The sequence below is a fragment of the Nonomuraea sp. NPDC049378 genome, from assembly GCF_055586745.1.
Window position 1 is genome coordinate 10851 of sequence record NZ_JBVJHP010000007.1, and the last position, 16870, is coordinate 27720.

18 protein-coding genes are annotated in these 16870 nt (G+C 73.5%); 10 read left to right on the top strand and 8 right to left on the bottom strand.

Annotation, left to right across the window (positions count from 1 at the left end; translation table 11 throughout):
• Window positions 1-130 precede the first annotated feature (130 nt).
• From ACZ6SA_RS16415 to ACZ6SA_RS16430, 4 genes are all read right to left on the bottom strand, one after another.
• Window positions 131-871, bottom strand: coding sequence for an isocitrate lyase/PEP mutase family protein (locus ACZ6SA_RS16415; protein WP_347650068.1), 741 nt, complete (start codon window positions 869-871; stop codon window positions 131-133).
• Between the two features lie 121 nt (window positions 872-992).
• A complete protein-coding gene (locus ACZ6SA_RS16420) occupies window positions 993-2408 on the bottom strand; it encodes an amino acid permease (protein ID WP_347650069.1) in 1416 nt (471 codons plus the stop codon).
• Window positions 2409-2532: 124 nt separating this feature from the next.
• The gene (locus ACZ6SA_RS16425) at window positions 2533-2988 is read right to left on the bottom strand and encodes a hypothetical protein (protein ID WP_465828649.1); all 456 of its coding nucleotides are present in this window, start codon (window positions 2986-2988) and stop codon (window positions 2533-2535) included.
• A gap of 143 nt (window positions 2989-3131) precedes the next feature.
• The gene (locus tag ACZ6SA_RS16430) at window positions 3132-3767 is read right to left on the bottom strand and encodes a hypothetical protein (protein WP_465828651.1); all 636 of its coding nucleotides are present in this window, start codon (window positions 3765-3767) and stop codon (window positions 3132-3134) included.
• Between the two features lie 172 nt (window positions 3768-3939).
• Here ACZ6SA_RS16430 and ACZ6SA_RS16435 point away from each other — a divergent pair, with 172 nt between their 5' ends.
• Together ACZ6SA_RS16435 and ACZ6SA_RS16440 are read left to right on the top strand one after the other, a co-directional pair.
• Entirely contained in the window at window positions 3940-5163 is a 1224-nt protein-coding gene (locus tag ACZ6SA_RS16435) for a sensor histidine kinase (protein WP_347650072.1), read from the top strand.
• On the top strand, window positions 5163-5765 hold the full coding sequence (locus ACZ6SA_RS16440) for a response regulator transcription factor (RefSeq protein WP_347650144.1): 603 nt from the start codon (window positions 5163-5165) through the stop codon (window positions 5763-5765). The genes ACZ6SA_RS16435 and ACZ6SA_RS16440 overlap by 1 nt, the downstream gene beginning before the upstream one ends.
• Window positions 5766-5771: 6 nt before the next feature.
• On the opposite strand, the gene ACZ6SA_RS16445 is transcribed toward ACZ6SA_RS16440, so the two are convergent.
• Window positions 5772-6212, bottom strand: coding sequence for an Lrp/AsnC family transcriptional regulator (locus tag ACZ6SA_RS16445; protein WP_347650073.1), 441 nt, complete (start codon window positions 6210-6212; stop codon window positions 5772-5774).
• A gap of 80 nt (window positions 6213-6292) precedes the next feature.
• On the opposite strand from ACZ6SA_RS16445, the gene ACZ6SA_RS16450 reads away from it, so the two are divergent.
• Both ACZ6SA_RS16450 and ACZ6SA_RS16455 read left to right on the top strand, forming a co-directional pair.
• Window positions 6293-7060, top strand: coding sequence for an AzlC family ABC transporter permease (locus ACZ6SA_RS16450; protein ID WP_465828654.1), 768 nt, complete (start codon window positions 6293-6295; stop codon window positions 7058-7060).
• Entirely contained in the window at window positions 7053-7379 is a 327-nt protein-coding gene (locus tag ACZ6SA_RS16455; protein WP_347650075.1) for a branched-chain amino acid transporter permease, read from the top strand. The genes ACZ6SA_RS16450 and ACZ6SA_RS16455 overlap by 8 nt, the downstream gene beginning before the upstream one ends.
• A gap of 9 nt (window positions 7380-7388) precedes the next feature.
• Here the strand turns inward: ACZ6SA_RS16455 and ACZ6SA_RS16460 are convergent, their stop codons facing one another.
• Window positions 7389-7853, bottom strand: coding sequence for a helix-turn-helix domain-containing protein (locus ACZ6SA_RS16460; RefSeq protein ID WP_465828656.1), 465 nt, complete (start codon window positions 7851-7853; stop codon window positions 7389-7391).
• Between the two features lie 143 nt (window positions 7854-7996).
• On the opposite strand from ACZ6SA_RS16460, the gene ACZ6SA_RS16465 reads away from it, so the two are divergent.
• On the top strand, window positions 7997-9076 hold the full coding sequence (locus ACZ6SA_RS16465) for a serine hydrolase domain-containing protein (protein WP_465828658.1): 1080 nt from the start codon (window positions 7997-7999) through the stop codon (window positions 9074-9076).
• 220 nt (window positions 9077-9296) lie between these two features.
• Window positions 9297-10523, top strand: coding sequence for an MFS transporter (locus ACZ6SA_RS16470; protein WP_465828660.1), 1227 nt, complete (start codon window positions 9297-9299; stop codon window positions 10521-10523).
• A 60-nt stretch (window positions 10524-10583) separates the two neighbouring features.
• Here ACZ6SA_RS16470 and ACZ6SA_RS16475 read toward each other — a convergent pair whose 3' ends face one another.
• Window positions 10584-11834 carry a DUF418 domain-containing protein gene (locus ACZ6SA_RS16475; RefSeq protein WP_347650079.1) on the bottom strand — a complete coding sequence of 417 codons (1251 nt, stop codon included), beginning with the start codon at window positions 11832-11834 and terminating at the stop codon, window positions 10584-10586.
• A 298-nt stretch (window positions 11835-12132) separates the two neighbouring features.
• Here ACZ6SA_RS16475 and ACZ6SA_RS16480 point away from each other — a divergent pair, with 298 nt between their 5' ends.
• Genes ACZ6SA_RS16480 through ACZ6SA_RS16495 form a run of 4 tightly spaced genes read left to right on the top strand, consistent with a single transcriptional unit; the run spans window position 12133 to window position 15151 of the window.
• Window positions 12133-12717: a hypothetical protein gene (locus ACZ6SA_RS16480; protein ID WP_347650080.1), complete on the top strand. Its 585-nt coding sequence runs from the start codon at window positions 12133-12135 to the stop codon at window positions 12715-12717.
• A 29-nt stretch (window positions 12718-12746) separates the two neighbouring features.
• Complete coding sequence (gene cseB, locus ACZ6SA_RS16485) at window positions 12747-13454, top strand: two-component system response regulator CseB (protein WP_465828663.1); 708 nt, start codon at window positions 12747-12749, stop codon at window positions 13452-13454.
• Window positions 13451-14713: a sensor histidine kinase gene (locus ACZ6SA_RS16490; protein WP_465828665.1), complete on the top strand. Its 1263-nt coding sequence runs from the start codon at window positions 13451-13453 to the stop codon at window positions 14711-14713. The genes cseB and ACZ6SA_RS16490 overlap by 4 nt, the downstream gene beginning before the upstream one ends.
• Window positions 14714-14728: 15 nt before the next feature.
• Window positions 14729-15151: a YybH family protein gene (locus ACZ6SA_RS16495; RefSeq protein ID WP_465828667.1), complete on the top strand. Its 423-nt coding sequence runs from the start codon at window positions 14729-14731 to the stop codon at window positions 15149-15151.
• Between the two features lie 120 nt (window positions 15152-15271).
• Here ACZ6SA_RS16495 and ACZ6SA_RS16500 read toward each other — a convergent pair whose 3' ends face one another.
• Complete coding sequence (locus ACZ6SA_RS16500; protein WP_465828668.1) at window positions 15272-16810, bottom strand: AMP-binding protein; 1539 nt, start codon at window positions 16808-16810, stop codon at window positions 15272-15274.
• Between the last annotated feature and the right edge of the window lie 60 nt (window positions 16811-16870).

A 16870-nucleotide genomic window follows, 5' to 3' on the forward strand; every position in this document is an offset into this window, starting at 1 on the left:
CCGCCCGCCGTTCCCTGTGGCGCATTCCCCCGCCGCGCACGGTCGCCGCCGGCTCCCCCCCGCCCCCCCGCCCCCCCCCCCCGCCCCCCCCACCCCCCCCCCCCCCCCCCCCCCCCCCCCCCGCCGCGGGTCAGGCCCCGTACGGGTCCTGGCCCGCGCGGATGCGAGCCGCCATCGTCTTGAGCGCCTCCAGCGCGGTCAGGTACGTCAGCGGGCCGAAGGACACGCGGGCAACGCCGAGGGAGGCCAGCCTGCCCAGGTCCATGCCGGGCATGCAGGCGACGTTGACCGGCCCGGGGACGGCCTTGACGAGGTCGCCGACCACCTCTTCCGACGGGGCCATCATGGGGTAGACGCAGTCGGCGCCGGCCTCAAGGTAGCGGCGCCCGCGCTCGGCGACCTCCTCGGTCGAGGTGGAGCCGGTCAGGAACACGTCGACCCGCGCGTTGATCACCAGGTCGGGGCCCGCCTCGCGGAGGGCGGCGATGCGCGCGGCCTGCGCGTCGGCGTCGACCAGTCCCCCGGCCCGGTGGTCGGTGTCCTCGATGTTGAATCCGGCCGCGCCGATGGCGGTCAGCCGCTCGACGAGCTCGCCGGGCGGCAGGCCGTAGCCGGCTTCCGCGTCGACGCTCACCGGCACGTCCACGGCCCTGATGATCCTGGCGGCGATGTCGAACATCTCGCCGACGGGTGCGCCCTCGTGGTCGTCGCGTCCCAGCAGGGCGGCGATGGACGCGCTGGCGGTCGCCAGGGCGGGATAGCCGGCCTCGGCCACGACGGTGGCGCTGCCCGCGTCCCACACGTTGGGCAGGATCAGCGGGTCGCCGGGCTTGTGCAGGTCGCGCAGGAGAGCCGTGCGGGTCTTCGGCATGGTCGTTCCTTGCCTGTGAGGGTCATGTCCCTCTCTTGACGCCTGCGACCTTCGCTTCGTGACACCTTCACGGTGTGATCGCCGACACAGCAGGACACCAGCCGGACGGCTCGACGGCGCGTCAGCGCTCGCCCGTCCCGGCCGGCGACCGTTCCAGGGCGGAGTGCCTGCGGCTGTAGGCGAAGTAGATGACCAGCCCGATCAGGAACCAGACGGCGAAGCGCAGCCACGTCACCGGGTCCAGGAACGTGATCAGCCAGATCGAGAAGACCACCCCGACGGCGGGCACGACCGGCATCCCGGGGGTGCGGAACTCGCGGTGCAGCCCGGGCTGCCGGTAGCGGAGCACGATCACGGCCAGGCACACGACCACGAACGCCAGCAGGATGCCGATGTTCGTCAGCTCGGCGGCCTCCCGGATCGGCAGGAACCCGGCGATCACCGCGGAGGCGGCGCCCACGATCCAGGTGACGCGCGAGGGCACCCGCCGTACCGGGTGCACCTTGGCGAACCACTGCGGCAGCAGCCCGTCGCGGCTCATCGAGAACCACACGCGGGTGACGCCGAGCATGAACGTGAACATCACGGTGAGGATGCCGATGATGGCTCCCACCGCGATCACGGACGCCAGCCCGGAGAGGCCGACCGAGGCGAACGCCGAGGAGAAGCCGCTCTCGGGGTCGATCTCCCGGTAGTTCTGCATGCCGGTCAGCACGAGCGTGGCCAGCACGTACAGCACCATGGCGATGATGAGGGAGTAGATGATCGCCTTGGGCATGTGCCGCCGCGCGTCGCGTGACTCCTCGGCCGCGGTGCTCATCGCGTCGTAGCCGAACACGGCAAAGAACACGGTGGCGGCCCCGGTGATGGCCCCGCCGATCCCGTACGGGAAGAAGGGGTGGTAGTTGGCGGTGTTGATGTGGAAGAAGCCGACCACGATGACGAGCAGCACGACGGCGACCTTCACCCCCACCACGAACGTCTCGAACCGGGCGGCGCTGCGGATGCCGAGGTTCAGCAGGAAGGCGATGAACAGGCAGAGCAGCACCGCGAACAGGTCCACGACCCGCCCCTCCCCGGTGCCGGGAGCGCCGAGCATCCAGGGGGGCAGCTCGAACCCCAGCTGCTGCACGAGGAAGCCGAAGTAGCCGGAGATGCCGATGGCGACGACCGCGACGATCGCGGTGTACTCCAGCAGCAGGTCCCAGCCGATGAACCAGCCGACGATCTCCCCGAGCACGGCGTACCCGTAGGTGTAGGCGGACCCGGCCTTCGGGATCATTCCGGCGAACTCGGCGTACGACATCGCGGCGGCGGCGCTGGCGACGCCCGCGATGAGGAACGACACCAGCACGGCGGGTCCCGCGGTCTCGTTGGCGACCGCGCCGGCCAGCGCGAAGATGCCCGCGCCGATGATGCCGCCCACGCCGATGGCCGTGAGCTGCCACAACCCCAGCGTTCTGGCGAGCTCCCCCTCGTGCTCGGTGGCGATCTGCTCCACCGGCTTGCGCCTGAAGACGCCTCGCGACGTGACCATGACGCCCCCCAAGCGATCGTGTTCCCCGTCGATCCGCCTTCCCACCTGCGGCGTCAAGTAAGCTCACGCGCTGGGCAAGAGCGCGGGGGCGGCACCCGGCAGGGGATGCCGCCCTTTTCACGGCTCAGGGCATCTTGTACTCTGCCGCCCTGCCGCAGTAGCTGGTGCCGAACGGGGAGTTGCTGTAGCGGCACACCTGCACGACCACGCGGTCGATGGAGGTGACTCCGGTCGGGTCGGACAGGCCGATCGAGACCTCCGCGGTCTCGTCGTCCGCCTTCGCCTCCCCGGAGTCGACGACGGTGGCGCCGTTGTAGGCGGTGTAGGTGGCGCGGGAGTGCATCTCGTCGGGGGCGCAGATCGACGAGCCGGCGCTGTCCGACACGGTGCCCTTGACCCGGACCGCGGGCCGGATGACGGGCCCTTCGACCCACTCCAGCGTGCCCTCGGTGACGCCGTAGCGGCACTGGTCGCCGGAGTCGGCGGAGAATTCCACCGTCGCCTGGGCCGCCGCGGGCTGCGCCGTGAGCAGCACCGCGATGGCAGTGACGGCGAGCCCGGCCCATAAGCGTGAACGCATGACATCGGCCTTCCGTTGATGGGGTGCTTACGGCCCTCCATCGTCGATCACCAGTCCGCGATGTTCCAGCGCCGCCGGGCATTCCTGCACGCAGTTGCAGCGGATACCCGCCGGAAGCGGCGCCGCCCCCGCATGAGGTCCCGTCACACCAGGACGACCAGCTGCACGGCGACCACGACGTCCACGACGCCGCACCACTCGGCGAACGAACGCGCCACGGTCCTGTTCCGCCACAGGTGGACGAAGTCCCACACGCCGTGCAGCAACCAGCCGGCCGCGATCACGTAGCGGCCCAGGTCGGGGTCGGCGACCAGCCCGGTCAGCGCGAGCGCCGTGAACACCGCCCAGCCCAGCGCCTGCAGCCGGAACTCGCCGGTCCGTCGCAGGTGGCCGTCGAGCGCGCCCCACACCAGCACGACCAGGGCGATCGACACGTAGACCGTGGAGATCGCGACCACGTCCAGCATCCGCAGCCCGACGACGGAGACGACCCCCGCGCCGAGCAGCGGCCACGTGAGCGCACGCCTTCCCAGCTTGGCGACGACCAGGTACAGCAGCGGCAGCAGGGGCAGCACCTGCGCGAAGACGCCCACAGCGCCCTCACCCGTGCCCTCACCCCCGCCACTCGACGGCAGGGCGGTCATGGCCAGGGCGAGCGCCGTGGGCCAGCGGTTCGCCAGGAAACGAGCCCAGTGCGTGCGAGTCCTGCGGTCCGTGTCGGGCTCCTCATGCCCGGCGCTCCGTGCCGCCGTCTCGTCCGTGAGGTGCGAGTTCGCCATGACGCGATTCCTTCCTGATAGGGGGGCGGGGTATCCGTCCCACGTTCAGCCTGGCCGAGCGGGATCGCCCGCGACAGGGCCGGAACCGCACGTGCAGGCCTCGATGTGTCACCCGGTCTGATGACATCTGTCATGCGGCGGCCGGGACCCGCACTGCTGCGAGAATGGCCGCGTGCGCGACCTGCCGGCCGATACGGGGCTGCGGAGCTTCCGCCGCTTCACGTGGTGGACCCTGATCCTCCTCACCGGCTCCCTCCTGATCTTCAGCAGCGGGCCGTGGATCCTGGATCCGGGTGTGCCCGCGGCGGCCAGGCCGCCCGCCGCGGGCGGGCTGGCCGTCACCGCCGTGGCCGCCGCGGTCCTGTTCGGCCGCCGCCTGAGCGGCGATCCCGGCGGGTCACCGGGCCGCGTGCCCGCGGTGTGGCTGGCCGCGGGCTGCGCGGGCGCGACCGTGCTCGGCGGGGTGCTGCTGGCCGCCCGCGGGTACGGGGCCTGGTCCTTCGCGCCGGCGACGATGGTCTCGATCGCCGCGACGTACCTGCCGGCCGGGCGCCGATGGGCGCTGGTCGCCGCCGCGGCGGGCGCGGCCGGCGTCGCGGGCGGCGGCGTCGCGCTGGCCCTGGGCGACGATCCGCTCTTCGCCGCCGCCCTCCCTGCCGGGCTGGTCGCCCTGACCGGCTGGGTCACCCTCGGCATGTTGTGGTCCTGGGACGTCGCCGATCGGCTGAACCAGGCCCGCCGCCTGTCCGCGGAGCTGGCGGTCAAGGACGAGCGGCTGCGCTTCGCCGCCGACCTGCACGACATCCAGGGCCACCACCTGCAGGTGATCGCGCTCAAGAGCGAGCTGGCCGCGCGGCTGGCGGCGGCGGACCCGGCCCGGGCCGCCGCGGAGATGCAGGAGGTACGCCGGCTGGCCGCCGACGCGCTGCGCGACACCCGCGCCGTCGTGCAGGGCTACCGCCGCACCACCCTGGAGGCCGAGATCGCCAACGCCACCGGGGTGCTCGCCGCGGCCGGGATCGACGCCACGACGCACGCCGACCCCGTCGACCCCGCCGACCCTTCGGACCCCTCCGGCCCGGCGGGCCTGCCGGAGACCGCCCGCCACCTGCTGGGCCTGGTGATGCGGGAGGCCACCACCAACGTGCTGCGCCACAGCCGGGCACGGCACGCCGAGGTCGGCTACCGGGTCGCCGGCGGCCTGGCCCGGCTGCGCGTCGCCAACGACGGCGCCCGCCGACCGGCCGGCTCCGGCACGGGCCTGACCGCCCTGGCCGAGCGGCTCGCCGCGGCCGGGGGCGAGCTGACCTGGGAACACGCCGGCGACCGGTTCACCGTGACGGCCACGCTGCCGGTGGACGGCCGCACGCCACGTACGCGAGACTCGGAGGCGTGATGATCCGGCTGGTGATCGCCGACGACGAGGACCTCATCAGGGGCGCGCTCGCGGCGCTGCTGAGCCTGGAGGAGGACCTCGAGGTGGCCGCCGAGGCGGCCACCTCTACCGACGCGGTGCGCCTCGCGCGCGAGCACCGGCCCGACATCGCCGTGCTCGACCTGGAGATGCCCCCGGCCGACGGGCTGCGCGCGGCCGGGGAGATCCTGGCCGAACTCCCCACCAAGATCATCCTGGTCACGAGGCACGCCCGCCCCGGCGTGCTGCGCCGGGCCCTGTCGGCGGGGGTGAGCGGGTTCGTGCCCAAGACGACGCCGGCGGCCCGGCTGGCCGAGATCATCCGCGATGTGGCGGCCGGGCGCCGCTACGTCGACCCCGACATCGCCGCCTCCGCGCTGACCGAGGACGACTGCCCGCTCACCGGCCGCGAGCTGGAGGTGCTGCGCGCCTCCCGCTCGGGCGCCTCCGTCAAGGAGATCGCCGCCCAGGTCCACCTCGCGCCGGGGACCGTGCGCAACTACCTGTCGGGAGCCATGGCCAAGCTCGGCGTCACCTCCCGCCACGCGGCCGCCCACCGCGCCTGGGAGGAGGGCTGGATCTAGCGGCCGTCACGGGGCCGACTTGATGTTCTTCATCGTGAAGTTCGACGTGACACCCCTCACGCCGGGGATCGTCATGACGTACTGGCTGAGGAAGGTCTCGTAGGCGGCCAGGTCGGCGACGGCCACGCGCATGAAGTAGTCGGGGGTGCCGAAGAGGCGGCGCAGCTCGACGACCTCCCCGGCCTGCGCCAGGGTGCGCTCGAAGCGCTCGACGGTCCCCGCGTCCTGCGAGTCGAGGGTGAGGTCGATCAGCACCTCGAAGGACCTCCCCACGGCGGCGGGGTCGATGACGGCCCGGTAGCCGCGGATGACGCCGTCGGCCTCCAGCCGCTGGACGCGTCTCAGGCACGGCCCCGTGGTGAGCCCGACCCGGTGGGCCAGCTCGACGTTCGTCAGCCGCCCCTCGCGCTCCAGCTCGGTGATAATTGCTCGATCTATCGCATCCACAGTGAGAACATTGCCCCAGAGCGGGCTCGGCGGGCAACATCGGCAACCACATGGCGGGCGATCTGCGAGACCATGGAGAGGTGCGACAACACGTTCCCTCGCAGGTCACCACGTCACTCCCAGCCACCCGGCGGCAGCAGATCGCCGCCGGGGTGCGCGACTCGTTCTCCGCCGGGCTGGGGATCCTCCCGCTGGGGATCGCGCTCGGCCTGCTGGTCGTCCAGGCCGGCCTGCCCTGGTGGCTGGCCCCGGCCCTGTCGCTGTCCGCGTTCGCCGGCTCCGTGGAGCTGCTGGTGGTGGGGATGGCGGCGACGGTCACGCCGCTGGGCGCGATCGCCCTGACCGTCCTGGTGGTCAACTTCCGTCACGTGTTCTACGCCTTCTCCTTCCCGCTGCACGTGGTCAGGCACCCGCTCGCCAAGGCGTACGCCGTCTACGCGATGATCGACGAGGCGTACGCGGTCAACGCCGCCCTGCCCGAGGCCGAACGCTCGGCGCCCCGGCTGCTGGCGATGCAGATCGCCTGCGAGGCCTACTGGGTCGGCGGCGGCCTGGCCGGCGTCGCTCTCAGCACGGCGCTGCCCGGCCCGGTCAAAGGCCTGGAGTTCGCCCTCGTCGCCCTGTTCACGGCGCTCGCCCTGGACGCGGTCCGCTCGCGCCGCGAGATCCCGTCCGTACTGCTCGCCGTGGCGAGCGTCGCGGCCGCGCTCCTGCTGACTCCGGGCGTCGCCCTGCTCACCGCGCTGCTGGTGTTCCTCGTCCTGCTGCTGGCCCGCCACCTGCTCGCCACCCGCCGGGCCGCTGGAGGGAGCGCCGGGAAGACCGTCGGGGAGGCCGCCGGTGCCTAGCACGCCCTACCTGCTGGCCGTCCTCGCGATCGTGTTCGGCATCACCTTCGCCCTGCGCGCCATGCCTTTCGCGGCGCTGCGCGCGCTCCGCACGTCGGCGACGGTGCGGCAGCTGTCGGTGTGGATGCCGGTGGGGATCCTCGCGATCCTCGCCGTCACCACCCTGCACGGCACCATCGCCGCCGAACCACGGGCGGCGCTCCACGCGCTGCTCGCCGTCGCCGTCACCGCCGGCGTCCACCTCGCCTTCGGCCGCCGCACGATCCTGAGCGTCGGCCTCGGCACCACCGTGTACGTCGTCCTCGTCAACGCCTTCTGACGGCCGGGGTCAGCGTACGACGGTCGTCTCGTACGTCTCGACCGAGTCACTTCCGAGCGTCAGCGCCGCCCCTCCGGCCAGAATCACGCCCAGTGCCGCCGCTCCCGCCAGAACCCGCCGCCTCCAGGCCCGCGTGCGCCGCACCGGCACGGCCTCCGGTGCCGGCGCAGGCGCGGAGGCCGGTGCGGGCTCGGGTGTGCCGGCGGCGATCCCGGCGCGGGCGTCCGCCCACGCCCGCACCTGCTCCTCGTCGAGGCCGCAGGCCCGGACGAACGCCACGAGGACCTCGTGGCGCGGCAGCCGGTTCCTGCCGAGCATCGTGGAGGCGGTGGAGGAGGGCAGCGCGTCACCGGCGGCGGACGCGCGGCGCGCCAGCTCCCGGAAGCTGAGGCCCGACCAGGCCTTGAGACGCCGGAGCTCGTGCATGAACGCGGTCTCGCCGGTGGCCGGGGGCGGGGGCGGGGTGGTGGTCATGGTTCGCTCCTGTGTCGATCTCCTGATGGTGCCCTGCGCGCTGACCTGGACGTACGGTGTCCCGTACGAACCCGGACGCCCGGACATGTTGAGCAGGTCCGGCGGCGCAGGTCAACTGGTGCCTCCCGACTCCTGGAGGTCACATGCGCACCGGTGTGCTGCTGATGCTCGTGCTGGCGATGGCCGCGTGCTCCCCCGCCGCCGGCGAACCCCTGGCCGCCTACCTGGCCCGCACGCTGCCCGAAGGGCCCGGCGGCACGGTCGTCACGGCGCGCGGCGACCGGATCGTCCACTGCCAGGGCTTCGGCCTGGCCGACCGCGCCGCCGGGACCCCCGCGACCTGCGACACGGTGTACGACGTCATGTCGATCACCAAGCAGTTCACGGCGGCCGCGATCCTGAAGCTCGAGACGATGGGCAGGCTGCGCACCAGCGACCCGATCAGCGCCCATCTCGGCCCGGTCCCGCCCGGCAAACGCCAGATCACGGTGCATCACCTGCTGACCCACACGGCGGGCCTGCCCGAGTCGCTCGGCGACGACTATGACGTGCTGTCGCGAGAGAACATGCTGGCCGGGGCGCTGGCCTCCGACCCGCTGTCGGCCCCGGGCGAGCGGTTCCACTACTCCAACCTCGGCTACAGCGTGCTCGCCGCGATCATCGAGAAGGTCTCCGGCATGGGCTACGAGGAGTTCCTGGCCGAGCACCTGTTCACCCCCGCCGGCATGACCAGCACCGGATACGTGCTGCCCCGATGGGACCGCGACCAGGTGGCCGTGGAGTACGACGCCCGGGGCGCCAGCAGGGGCCGGCCCTACGACCATCCGTGGGCGGCCGACGGACCGTACTGGAACCTGCGCGGCAACGGCGGCATCCTGTCCACCGCCCGTGACATGTTCCGCTGGCACCGCGCCCTGACCGGCGACGCCGTCCTGACGGACAGCGCCAAGGAGAAGCTCTTCACCCCGTACGCGCCGATGCCGGATTCGGAGGAGTCGTACGCGTACGGCTGGAGCGTGCTCGACACCGGCGACGGCCGGATCGCCTGGCACGACGGCGGCAACTCCTGGTCGCTGGCGACGTACGCCAGGTCCTTGGACGACGGCGTGATGGCGTTCTGGGTCAGCAACCACGCCTACCGGGACTCCCGGTGGAACCTCGAGGACCTGGAGCCGGACCTGACGCTGGACCTGCTGGACCGCGCCCGCTCCGCCGCGCGCTGAAAGCCCCGTCCCCGGACGCGTCGCCCTCATCCAGCGGCTCGCGTGGGCCTCCCTTCGCGACCGGCCCAGCAGGAATCGAGAAGCGCCGCTCCCCGCCCGCGCCTAACGTGACCATCATGAGCATCACCGTTCACGCGGCCTTCCTCCCGCGCGAGGACCCCGACCGCCGCCGCGCCGAGCCGATCCGCCGTGCATGATGCCGCGTTCCGAGGTCCCTGCCGTGCTCCGGCGTCTCGTCCCCACCGCCTACCGGCCGGTGCTCGCCAACCGGGTGTTCCGGCGGCTGATCCTCGGCTTCGCGGTCTCGTACCTGGGGGACGGGATGAGCTTCGTCGCGGTGGCGTGGCTGGCCGTCGAGCTCGCGCCGCAGGCGAGCGCCGGGTTGTGGGTCGGCGGCGCCGTGGCCGCGTACACGATGCCCGGCGTCGCCGGCGCGCTGGTGCTCGGCCGCCGCATGCGCCGGGTGCCGGCCAGGCGGATACTGCTCGCCGACAACGTGGTGCGCGGCGTGTTCCTCGGCGCGGTGCCGCTCGCCTGGTTCGCGGGGCTGCTCAGCCTTCCGCTGTACGTCGTGCTGCTCGCGGGCTCGTCCCTGCTGCACGCGTGGGGCAGCGCGGGCAAGTACACCCTGCTGGCCGAATTGCTGCCGGGCGAGCAGCGGCTCGCCGCCAACACCCTCGTCAGCTCGCTCAACTTCGCCGCCACGATCGCCGGCCCCGCGCTCGCGGGTGTGCTGGTGACGTACGTCGGCTCCGCGCTCGTGCTCGGCCTGGACGCTCTCACCTACGTCTTCCTCGCCGTGATCGTCCTGCGCACCCGGCTGCCGGAGTCGGGGCCCGTCTCCCCCGTCGACCGGACGGCCGCCCGCGGCGGGCTCGCGTTGTTGCGGTCCCGTCCCGAGCTGCTCGGGCTGCTGACGCTCACCTGGTTCTTCAACCTGCTGTACGGCCCGGTCGAGGTGGCCCTGCCACTCCACGTGACCCACGACCTGCGCGCGCCCGGCACGCTGCTCGGCCTCTACTGGATGGTGTTCGGCGCCGGCGCGGTGCTCGGCGGGCTCGCGGCCGGCACGCTGCGGCGGCTGCCGCTGTGGCCCGTGACGGTCGCCATCGTGCTCGGATGGGGGCTCCTGCTGCTGCCGTTCGCCTTCGACGTGCCGGTGGCCGTGACCGTCGCGTGTTTCGGGGTCGGCGGCGCGGTCTACGGGCCGTTCGTGGCGCTGTCGGTGACGCTCATGCAGGCGAAGTCGCCGCCGGAGCACCTGGCCGCGATGCTCGCCGCCCGCAGCGCGGCGCTGCTCACCGCATCGCCGCTCGGCACGGCGCTGGGCGGACCGGTCACGACGGCGCTGGGCCCGCGGGCGACGCTCGGCGCCTCGGGACTGGCCACCGTGCTGCTCGGCGCCATCGCGTGCGTCCTGCTGCTGGCCAGGCGCCGGGGCCGGTGAGCCGGGCGGCCGAGCCGGGAAGGGTTCGCGCGGGTCCCCCTCGGCTCGACCGCGCGCGGCCTACCAGCCGGCCTTGTGCCTGGCCCCCGCGCGGTCCGGTACCGGACGGTCCGGCACGACCATGACGATGACCCGGTGGACCAGCCATTCCAGCGGCCCGCGCCGCATCCACCGCAACCACAGCGGCGAGACGGCGAAGGCGAAGACCGCCATGCCGGCGAACAGGGTGAAGGCGTAGGGCGGATCGCCCGCCACCCGCTCGATGAAGACCTGGTGAGCGGCGTACCAGGTCAGCGCCAGGCTCCCGGCGGCGGTCAGCGGCCGCAGGGCCACCTGCCAGCCGGGCCGCTCCAGCAGGGTGAGGAGCCCGGCCAGCAGCAGCAGCGCGACCCCGGTCATCATCGGCGCCATCGGGATGCTCAGCGCGTACAGCTGGTGCGGCGGCAGGGTCAGCACCGACGCCCACGGCTGCAGCATCGGCCCGCCGGCGGACTCCATCATCGCCGCCAGCGCCCGCTCGGCGCCCAGCGGGACGAGCGCCACCCACGACACCAGCCAGCTGACGGCCACCAGCAGGGCGCCCCAGCCGGCCATCTTGGCGCGCACGGCCGGGCTGCGCAGATCGAGCCGGCCGATGGCCAGTCCGGCCAGCAGCAGCGGGATCGCGTACGGCGTCTGGAAACCGCCGCCCATCAGCAGCTGGTGAAGTTTGGCCAGCCAGTCCTGCGGGCTCAGCAGCAGCGTCAGGCCGAAGGCCGGCTCGGCGCCGGCCGGGTTCATCGGGGAGATGGCCCAGGTGCGGCCGTAGTTGAGCACGACGAAGCAGAAGACGGGCAGCGCGGCCCCGAGGGCGCCGGCGGCGGCCATGAGCGTGCCCGGGCGCAGCCGTACCAGCGGTATCAGCAGCAGCAGCCACACGGCGTAGAACTCGAGGATCGACAGGTTCATGCCGGACAGCTGGTCCACGCACAGGCTGATCAGCAACAGCATGGCCGCGCGGATCGCGAGCCGTCTCCTGGCCGTCGTCAGCCGCTCGCCGTCCAGGGGCGCGGGCCCACCGGTCATCAGCGCCACCGAGATGCCGGCCATCAGCACGAACAGGCTCATCGACCGGCCGGAGACGGCGTGCTCGACCCAGTCGAGCACCGCCGGTTTCTCCGGCATGGGGGCCGGGGCCAGCCATCCGGTCGGGCTGACGTGCATGTAGACCATGCCGACGATGGCCAGCGCCCGCACGGCGTCCAGCCCCAGCAGCCGCCCCCGCGGGGGCCGGGGCCGGTTCGCCGGCGGGGCGTCATGGGGAACGTCCACGGGATGGTTCATTTCAGGTCGGCCTCCAGGGCGGGGACATGGTCCGGCTTTCTCCGGGCGAACGTTTCGATGTCTTCTCTGAATGCGTCACGGAATTTCTTCGACGGGGCTCGCGTGTTATCGGCCGCATGGTCTCCGGCCGCATCACCGGCCCTGACGCAGTGCCCGGGACGGAACGCGAAGCTCCACGCCGACCACCGTAAAGGCGGACGCCGTCGATTCCTTTCAGCTTTCACATCGAAATGCCAGCGGTAATCCATAGGTCTTGTAACAATGCGCGGCAGGTATTATCTGCGGCATGTCGCTGAGAAAACCGTCCGCCGTCGCGGGGGCCTTGCTGTGCGCTCTCGCCCTGGCCGGATCGGCCGCCGTGGCCGGCTGCGGGATCGATCCGCGGGTGCGGGTGGAGGGGCGGGCCAGTCATGAGCGGGCCTCGCCCGCGCCGGCGCAGACGGCTGCCGGCACGCCGTCCGACCTCGACGGCCTGCAGGTGCTGCGGGAGGATCCACGGCTGGGCACCAGGAGCACGTCCGCGATCAGGCGGTGCGAGCACGGCAAGTTCCCCGTCTACTCCGAGGAGATCTCCCTGTCCGGCGACCGGGGGCACGTCCGCCTGGTGGCCGTCACCGTCTACACCTGCCCGGGCCGGAGTTGCGGATACGAGGGCACCCGTGGCACCTATGTCTACCGGCTCGCCGGAGATCAGCCGGGTGAGCGGGTCTACGCCCACGAGGGCGCGGGCAGCCGCGTCGAGGTCCGCGACGCGGCCCTGGTCCTGGTGCGGCCGGAATACCGGCCGGGCGACGCCGCCTCCTGCCCGACCGCGACGCGGACGACGCCGCTGCGCTGGAGCGGCCGCACGCTCGTCCTCGACGGCGCGTGAGACGACCCGAAAGGCTGAACAGAGATTTCATGGACGCCACCGAGACCCCGCACGTGTTGTTCGTCGAGGACGACGAGGTGATCAGGGAAGTGACCCAGCTGACCCTCGAACGCGACGGCCTGACGGTCACGACCGCCGCCGACGGGATAGCCGGCCTGGAGTCCTTCCGCGCCCGCACCCCCGACGTGGTGCTGCTGGACGTGATGCTGCCGGGCATGAACGGAGTGAGCCTGTGCCGGCGCATCCGCGAGGAGAGCCTCGTCCCGGTGATCATGCTGTCGGCCCGGGACGACGCCGTCGACGTGGTGGTCGGGCTGGAGGCGGGCGCCGACGACTACGTGACCAAGCCCTTCGACGGCTCGGTGCTGCTGGCCCGCATTCGCGCGGTGCTGCGCCGCAGCGCTCGCACCGCTCAGGCCGGCGCTCCGGCCGGGCGGCGCGCCCGCCCGCTGCGCTTCGGCGACGTGGAGATCGACGTCGACGGCATGCGGGTGCTGCGCGGCGGCAGGCCGGTGGCTCTCACCCCGACCGAGATGCGGCTGCTGCTGCGCTTCGCCGAGTCGCCCGGCACGGTGCTCAGCAGGGACGTGCTGCTGGCAAGCGTCTGGGACTACGCCTACGGCGGCGACTCCCGGCTGGCCGACATCCACGTGCAGCGGCTGCGCAACAAGATCGGCGGCGAACGCATCGAGACGGTGCGCGGCTTCGGCTACAAGCTGCGCGCGGAGGGCGAGTGAGGCTGCGGCGGGCCACGGGGGCACGGCGGATGAGCCTGCGCTGGAAGATCAGTGCCACGGTCGCCGCGGTCAGCGTCGTCGTGGCGGTGGCGCTGAGCCTCATCGTCCATCTCGCCTACGCCCGCAAGCAGGCCGACGACGCCCACCGCCTGCAGGCCGAACGCATCCAGCTGCTGCTGCGCGAATATCACCGCGGCAGCCAGCCGGCCTTCGGCAGCCGGCTGGACGACCCGGCCGTGCCGGCTGATCTGCGCGCGGCGGTACGGGACGGGCAGGTCGCCACCGCGCTGCGCCAGACCTCCGAGGGCACCTTCGTCTGGGCGGCGGCCGGCACCGGCGACCACGTGCTGTCGTTGCGCTCCGACTACCGGCACAGCCTCGATGACCTGGCCGCGCTCGACCGGGTCCTGCTGCTGGGCTCGGCCGCGGTCGTCGCCGGCGGCACCCTGGCCGGGATCGCCATCGGCGCGCGCCTGTCGGACCGGCTGCGCCGGGCGGCGACCGCCGCCCGCCACGTCAGCGCCGGCGACCCCACCGTCCGGGTGGGCGCGGCGATCGGCGGCCGCTCCCACGACGAGGCCACCGAGCTCGCCCACGCCGTCGACGCGATGGCCGGCGCCCTGCGGGCCCGCCTCGAAGCCGAACGCCGGGTCACCGCCGACATCGCCCACGAGCTGCGCACCCCGCTCACCGGCCTCACCACCGCCGCCGAACTCCTGCCGCCCGGCAGGATGACCGACATCGTGCGGGAGCGCACCCAGGCCCTGCGCGCCCTCGTCGAGGACGTACTGGAGGTGGCCCGCCTGGACACCGCCACGGAACGCCCCGCCCTGTCCGACGTCGCCCTCGGGGAGTTCACCACGCACCGCGCGGCGGCGCTCGCCCCCGACGCGCGGGTCGTGGTCCGCGCCGGCGCCGTCGTGGCCACCGACCCGCGCCGCCTGGAGCGCATCCTGGCCAACCTGCTCACCAACGCCGCCCTCCACGGCCGGCCGCCGATCACCGTGGTGGTCGACGGAGCCCGCGTCACCGTCCACGACCGCGGCCCCGGATTCCCCGGCCATCTGCTGCGCGACGGGCCGGCGCGATTCCGCAAGGGCGGCGACCGGACGACCGCGGGTCACGGCCTGGGCCTGACCATCGCCGCCGGCCAGGCCGGCGTGCTGGGCGCCCGCCTCACCTTCGCCAACCCGCCGGAAGGCGGCGCGCTGGCCACGCTCGACCTCGCCCTCGCCGACGCAGGCGACCCCCATCCGTGATATGATCATTTTGTCATGAACGCTCATGACACTTCCCGGCCTCGCGTGGTGCTCGCAGGCGACCCCGGCAGCGCCGCCGCCCGCTTCGTGGCGGCCATGAACGCCCGTGACGCTCAGGCCCTCGACCACGTCTACGAAGACGACGCCGTCCTCGTGCCGGTCCCCGGCCATCCCGTCACCGGTGCCGGGCGCCTGGCCGCCAACCAGCACCTGCGAAGCTTCGGCCTGCCGATCGAGGCGCGCCCCCGGCACGTGTACGTCGCCGGCGACATCGCCCTGCTCATCGTTGACTGGTCGATGCGGGGCACCGCCGGGGACGGCAGCCGGATCGACATGTCCGGCACCGCCACCGACGTCGTCCGGCGCGGCCCCGACGGCCAGTGGCGCTACGTCATCGACAACCCTCACGGGACGGCCTCGTTCCCCGAGAGCGCCTGACCCGCCGGGCGCGCAGGCAGGCGCGGGCCCGGGCGCCCGGCGGACCTCGGCGGGCCCCCGGGCCCCGCGGCCGGTGAGCCCCCACTGCCCGCCCAGCGGCCGGTGAGCCCTGCGGCGGGCTCAGCGGCCGGTGAGCCGGGAGCGGTCGACCTTACCGGTCGGGTTGCGCGGGACCGACGGCACGAACACGACGTCGCGGGGCACCTTGAAACCCGCCAGTTCCGCCTTCACCGCGCTCTTGAGCTCGTCGGCCGACAGCGTGACGCCCTCCTCGGCGACCACATATGCCGCCAGGCGCCGGCCGTACTCCTCGTCGGGCACGCCCAGCACGGCCACGTCGGCGACGCCCGGCAGGCGGGCCAGGAGGTTCTCCACCTCCTGCGGGAAGACGTTCTCACCGCCGGAGACGATCATGTCGTCGTCGCGGCCGTCGATGAACAGCAGCCCTCCCCCGTCCCGGTGGCCCAGGTCGCCGGTGCCCATCAGCTCGCCCGCCCGCGCGCCGAACGCCAGCCCGCCGCCGACCAGAACCCGCCCCGTCTCGCCCGCCGGCAGCTCCTCCCCGTCCGGTCCCGCGATCCGCACGGTGGCGCCGCGCGGCGGGCGGCCGATCGTGTCAGGGGCCTCCCGCAAGTCCTCGGGCGTGGCGAGGGCGGCCCAGCCGGCCTCGGTGGAGCCGTACAGGTTGTAGAGCACGTCGCCGTAGGCGTCCATGAACGCGGTGGCCAGGTCGGGCCGGAGCGCGGCACCGCCGGAGACCACCACCCGCAGGCCGGGCAGGTCACGGGGCGCGCGGGCCAGCAGCCGCGACAGCATGGCCGGCACGGCCACCAGCGCGCCGGCCCGGTGCCGCTCCAGGGCGTCGAGCACGGCGTCGGGGTCGAAGCGGCGCATCAGGACGACGGGGCATCCGAGCACGAGCGCGACCGCGTACCAGAGGATGCCGAGCCCGTGGAACAGCGGCGGCGCGATGAGCATCGGCTCGCCGCCGCGCACCGGCACGGTGGCCAGCATCGCGACGAACGGCTCGGCCAGCTCCGCCACCGACAGCCGCCGGGGCGCGCCCTTGGGCAGGCCGGTCGTGCCCGAGGTGAGCAGCACCAGCCGTCCCGGCCGCCGCGGCACCGGAGGGGGCGGGGCGGCGGAGCGCATGAGCTCGTCCAGGTCGCCGGCCCGCCGCCCCGCGAAGTCCACCGGCGGCAGGCCGGGCGCGGCGACGAGCACGTCGGCCTGTTCGCGGCGCAGCACGTCGCGCAGGGCCGGCCCGGCCAGCCCCGTGTTGAGCAGCAGCAGGTCCGCGCCCAGCCGGGACACGGCCGCGACCGCCTCCGCGAACCCGCGGTGGTTGGGCCACATGACCGCCACCGTCGTTCCCGGCTCCACGCCGAGCCGGTGGTGCAGGCCGGCGGCCAGCGCGGCGGCGCGCCCGTCCAGCTCGGCGAACGTGAGCGCGCCGTCCTCGTCCACCACGGCCTGCCGGTCCGGCCAGCGCGGCGCCGCCATCGCCAGCCCGGCGGCCGGGGTCACGTGGAAATGCCGGTACGCCTCCACCACGCGGGCGAGCGCGGCCGGATGGGTCGGTCGCAGCAACCCGTTGCGGGTGAGGGCGACGGCGGCCTGCGCGCCGAATTCGCCCAGCTCGGCCAGTTTCTCGATCATCGCCGTACCCCAGGCCTTTCTCACGGGAGGAGGTACGCGTACCCGCTCAGCCCGGACGGG

Coding starts and splice junctions, on each gene's coding strand:
- ACZ6SA_RS16415 (WP_347650068.1), bottom strand. CDS start 871: ATGCCGAAGACCCGCACGGCTCTCCTGCGCGACCTGCACAAGCCCGGC.
- ACZ6SA_RS16420 (WP_347650069.1), bottom strand. CDS start 2,408: ATGGTCACGTCGCGAGGCGTCTTCAGGCGCAAGCCGGTGGAGCAGATC.
- ACZ6SA_RS16425 (WP_465828649.1), bottom strand. CDS start 2,988: ATGCGTTCACGCTTATGGGCCGGGCTCGCCGTCACTGCCATCGCGGTG.
- ACZ6SA_RS16430 (WP_465828651.1), bottom strand. CDS start 3,767: ATGGCGAACTCGCACCTCACGGACGAGACGGCGGCACGGAGCGCCGGG.
- ACZ6SA_RS16440 (WP_347650144.1), top strand. CDS start 5,163: ATGATCCGGCTGGTGATCGCCGACGACGAGGACCTCATCAGGGGCGCG.
- ACZ6SA_RS16460 (WP_465828656.1), bottom strand. CDS start 7,853: ATGACCACCACCCCGCCCCCGCCCCCGGCCACCGGCGAGACCGCGTTC.
- ACZ6SA_RS16465 (WP_465828658.1), top strand. CDS start 7,997: ATGCGCACCGGTGTGCTGCTGATGCTCGTGCTGGCGATGGCCGCGTGC.
- ACZ6SA_RS16480 (WP_347650080.1), top strand. CDS start 12,133: ATGTCGCTGAGAAAACCGTCCGCCGTCGCGGGGGCCTTGCTGTGCGCT.
- cseB (WP_465828663.1), top strand. CDS start 12,747: ATGGACGCCACCGAGACCCCGCACGTGTTGTTCGTCGAGGACGACGAG.
- ACZ6SA_RS16495 (WP_465828667.1), top strand. CDS start 14,729: ATGAACGCTCATGACACTTCCCGGCCTCGCGTGGTGCTCGCAGGCGAC.
- ACZ6SA_RS16500 (WP_465828668.1), bottom strand. CDS start 16,810: ATGATCGAGAAACTGGCCGAGCTGGGCGAATTCGGCGCGCAGGCCGCC.